The organism is Streptomyces sp. ADI95-17 (assembly GCF_003846175.1).
GTDB lineage: Bacteria > Actinomycetota > Actinomycetes > Streptomycetales > Streptomycetaceae > Streptomyces > Streptomyces sanglieri.
Genome location: NZ_ML123051.1, coordinates 333357 through 337258, shown reverse-complemented (window position 1 = coordinate 337258; position 3902 = coordinate 333357). Strand labels below are relative to the sequence as shown.

Genomic DNA, 3902 nt, shown 5'->3' with positions numbered 1-3902 from the left:
GTGTGAGCACCGGCGGGTCCGCGACGCGCTCGCGCGCACTCGCGTGCGCGTCGGTCAGCCGATCAGATGACGTCGGGGTAGCAATCCCCGCACCCGGCCTCGATCTTCTGGTCCGAGGTCGGGGACTCGGCGGCATGCCCGACGGACGGCACGAAGAACGCCCCTCCTGCAACGGCGAGCGCCGCCACGCTCAGCGCGGCACGCTTGGAGATCTCCGCACGCTTCGACGGCTCTACGGCCTGTGAATACGACATGACCACTCCCTTCCCCGGCAGCGGTTTCCACCGCACCCGGGTCTTCACTCGACCCCGGTTCCGAGGCCGGGACTGATCTTGCGTCGGCCCACGCACGGAGGAGAAGCAGCGCTGACGTATTCCATACGCCACTTACGGATCTCTGATGCACCCTCCCCTCGCAAGCCGGTGTCCTGTGCCAGGTCACGGCGGGTGAGTCCTGGGGTTGATCCAAGCCGCCTTCGGGATTGGAACCCGATACCTACGCATGACGAGTGAACGGGCGACTCTGATCGTTCCTGCGTAGGCCACGAACCGGCCCCAATAGCACAGAATTTCGGTCTTCCCGAAACACCCTTTCTGTGGATTCTCAAGCTGTCACCTACCAACTCAGCAACGGGAGTCCCGAAATGCCACATACCCATCCGCAGTACGAGACCGCCTTCCTGAACCTCCCGAAGGCGGCCGAATATCTGGGGCTTTCGACGAACACTCTGTATGTCTGGCGCCATCGTCGCCAAGGCCCCCCGAGTTTCCGCATGGGGCGGCGAGTCATGTACCGCATCTCGGCCCTGGATCAGTGGGTGCACGACCAGGAGATGTCCGACTCACGCTCCAACGCCGCCCTCAACCCCTTGAACCAACAGCCCCAGCACCGGGTCGAGGGCCCTGGGAAGCCAGCCCTTCCCACTTCAAAAATCGATCAATGAAGCAGCTCAGTCCGGGATAAAAATCGACCCCCAACAACGTTCCCAACACCAACGCAGGCACGATCACGAAAGAACTCACCGGGAGGATCACCGCATGGCTGGCTATATAGAGGACCGATGGCTCAAGAAGCGACCGGACAAGCAGACCGGTAAGCGCGAGCGCACTGCCCTCTATGGAAAGGGCCTTCGATACCGCGTCAAAGGCATCCCCGGCGTGCAGGACCGCTCATTCGCCACCAGCGAGGACGCCAAGAAGTGGCTGGCCTCCGCGAAGACCGACTCGGGTCGGGGCGAGTTCGTCGACCCTCGCGACGGTTCGATCTCGCTGAGCGACTACATCGAGGAGCACTGGTGGCCCGGCCGCACGGATGAGCCGTCCACGGCCGCCTCCATGCGCACCCGGATCTGGAACCACGTGATCCCCCTCATAGGCGCCGTCCCGTTGAAGGACATCGACGCCTCCACACTGCGCTCGTTCAAGGCGTCCCTGCTGCGTCGCGTCGAAGCGTCGACGGCCGAGGTGATCTGGGTGCATCTCACCTCCATCCTCAGCAGCGCGGTGGACGACAGGCGACTCCTCCGGAACCCGGTCAAGGTGCACCAGAGCGTCAAGCGACCTCGGCGAGCAGAGAAGAAGGCGAAGGCTTGGACGCGCGTCACCGCGGACGCCGTGCGATCCCACCTGCAGGAGCGATACCGGTTCGCCGTGGACCTGGGGCTCGGCCTCGGCCTGCGCCAGGGAGAAGCCTTCGGGCTCGCGGAGGAAGACTTCGACTTCGGGGTCGGCGTGGTCCACATACGGCGCCAGCTCCGGTGGGACGTCAAGGGACGGCCCTACTTCTGCCTTCCCAAAGGCGGCAAGACCCGGGAGGTCCCCGTAGCACCGAATCTGGCAGCCCGCGCCCAGGCACATTTCCGGCGTTTCCCTCCGCGGGCATGCACACTACCCTGGCGAAACCCCGAGGCACCGACGACGCCCCTGGAAGAGAAGCAGCGCAAGCCGATCACGGTGATGCTGGTTCTCACCACCTCGCACGGCAACCGAATCCACTACAGGACGTGGAACGAACGCAGCTGAAAGCCTGCCCTAGCCGCCGCCGACGTCATCAAGGTCGTGGGCGAAAAGATTCAGCGCTACAGCGGCCGAGTACGCAAGTACCCCGCCTACGAGCTGTCCCGGTCGGACATGTTCCACGTCCTCCGGCACACCTACGCCAGTGTGCAACTGGAGGCCGACGAGTCCATCGTGAGCCTGTCGAGGTGGCTTGGGCACTCGTCCCCGAGGATCGCTCTCGATCACTACGCTCACATCATGCCGGGCGCGGGCTCCCGGGGTCTGGCGGCGATGGATGCCTGGCTGGAGCAAGATCGCCACGCAAAGTCCCTCAGAAGTCCCTGCTCGCAGGACGAACCACACGAAGCGGTGGCCTCTGGCTCCGGCGCCGGCGGAGAGTTTCTGCCAGGCCCGCCTCGGTAGCCTCTTGACCAGAGTGTCGGCGCGGAGCTTGCCCGCGCGGGTGGTGATCTGGTGGTCACGGGCGACGGTGAGGACGTAGCCAACCTGCCGTTTCTCCAGTGCGGTCCGCAGGTGCGGGTTGCCTCCGTAGACCTCGTCGCCAGCTACCCAGGATGCGGGGACGCCGGCGTCCAGGGCGCGGCCGATCATGCGGGCAGCGAGTGCGGGCTTGGTGGCAAAGCCGACGGTGTCGGGGATCCCGGCGGCCCGGCAGCGGACCGTGTCCTCGGTCCAGAAACGCGGGACATACAGTTCGCGGTCGATCGCCGCGTGTCCGCGCCGGGTGGAATAGGCGAGGTAGACGGCGACCTGGCTGTTCTCGATGCGACCGGCGGTCCCGGTGTACTGACGCTGCACGCCGACCGTGTTCGTGCCCTTCTTGAGGTCACCGGTCTCGTCGACGACCAGCACCGCCGCGGTGTCGTGCAGGTGCTCGACGACGAAGCCGCGGATGTCGTCGCGGACCGCATCGGCGTCCCACTTGGCCCGCGACAGCAGGTGCTGCAGGCCGTACGGGTTCGCGTCCCCGGCGTGCTCGGCGAGCGTCCAGCAGTTCTTGCGCGGCAGCTCCGACAGCAGCCCGAGCACGAACGCCCGTGCCCGGCGCCGTGGTTCCACCCGGGCAAACCGCCCCGCGATACGGCCCATCAGGACCTCGAACGTGCCCTGCCAGCGGGCAGGATCTACGCTGTGACCTGCGGCCACCGTCTGATCTTCTGTCTTCACACACCGATGATCAACGGTGGCCGCATCCGTTCCCGGACCAGCCCACAAGCGCGATCATTAGCAGCGAGCGGCATGCTTCCCGGCCCAGCCGGTGGCGGTCACAACCTCGCGCGCGATGTCCACGACAGGCCGTCCGTCTGTCACCACCCGCACGGTCCCCGCGCAGGCCCGCTGGTCCAGAAGCCGTGCCTTACGGACACCGCCTTCCAGCTCCTGCTCCAGCTCCGAGCCGAGTTCCCGGCCGACCAGCCGCTCGCCGGCGGTAACGTCGGAAGCGGTGAGCAAGACCCGCGTGATACGCACCTTCGCCCCCATGGCACGCTCGAACATGCCGGTCGCCTCAGGCAGCACACTCGCGGTGTTCGTGTAGATCAGACGGCAGTAGCCGAGCCGGGTGAAGTTCTCCCACACGGCCGTCAGATTCCTCTCCGTGATCTCCGAACGGTGCGGGTCCCCCTCTGGCGCCGGATGCACCTGCCCCATGAAGTCACCATCGATGACCGCATGGGAGACCGCCACGGCGCGCAGCAACGCCGAAACCTCCCACCCCACCGTCGTCTTGCCGACACCGGCCCGCCCCCCGATGAGCAGTACTTCCGCGTGATCCATGGAAGCAGCCTGCCAGTTGGCGACCGCCTCAGGCGATCCGATATCGATCCATCCCCATGACCACATCCCCGACCAGCAAGATCGCGATCTACAGCTGGAGTACTAGGG

General features: G+C 66.0%; 4 protein-coding genes and 1 pseudogene. 2 read left to right on the top strand and 3 right to left on the bottom strand.

All coding sequences use genetic code 11. The features are described from left to right. Positions 1 to 62: 62 nt before the first annotated feature. Complete coding sequence (locus EES42_RS36325; RefSeq protein ID WP_124722464.1) at positions 63 to 254, bottom strand: hypothetical protein; 192 nt, start codon at positions 252 to 254, stop codon at positions 63 to 65. 389 nt (positions 255 to 643) lie between these two features. Between EES42_RS36325 and EES42_RS36320 the strand changes: the two genes are divergently transcribed. Both EES42_RS36320 and EES42_RS36315 read left to right on the top strand, forming a co-directional pair. After that, entirely contained in the window at positions 644 to 943 is a 300-nt protein-coding gene (locus tag EES42_RS36320) for a helix-turn-helix transcriptional regulator (RefSeq protein WP_124722463.1), read from the top strand. A 94-nt stretch (positions 944 to 1037) separates the two neighbouring features. Next, the gene (locus tag EES42_RS36315; protein ID WP_124722462.1) at positions 1038 to 2021 is read left to right on the top strand and encodes a site-specific integrase; all 984 of its coding nucleotides are present in this window, start codon (positions 1038 to 1040) and stop codon (positions 2019 to 2021) included. Positions 2022 to 2360: 339 nt separating this feature from the next. Here the strand turns inward: EES42_RS36315 and EES42_RS36305 are convergent. Continuing rightward, positions 2361 to 3107 (bottom strand): annotated as a pseudogene (locus EES42_RS36305) (IS701 family transposase); the annotation flags it as partial. Between the two features lie 135 nt (positions 3108 to 3242). Further along, positions 3243 to 3794, bottom strand: coding sequence for an ATP-binding protein (locus tag EES42_RS36300; protein WP_124722627.1), 552 nt, complete (start codon positions 3792 to 3794; stop codon positions 3243 to 3245). Positions 3795 to 3902 lie beyond the last annotated feature (108 nt).

Bases quoted from the DNA above. Each gene is read 5' to 3' on its own strand.
- EES42_RS36325 (WP_124722464.1), bottom strand. From the start codon at position 254: ATGTCGTATTCACAGGCCGTAGAGCCGTCGAAGCGTGCGGAGATCTCC.
- EES42_RS36320 (WP_124722463.1), top strand. From the start codon at position 644: ATGCCACATACCCATCCGCAGTACGAGACCGCCTTCCTGAACCTCCCG.
- EES42_RS36315 (WP_124722462.1), top strand. From the start codon at position 1,038: ATGGCTGGCTATATAGAGGACCGATGGCTCAAGAAGCGACCGGACAAG.
- EES42_RS36300 (WP_124722627.1), bottom strand. From the start codon at position 3,794: ATGGATCACGCGGAAGTACTGCTCATCGGGGGGCGGGCCGGTGTCGGC.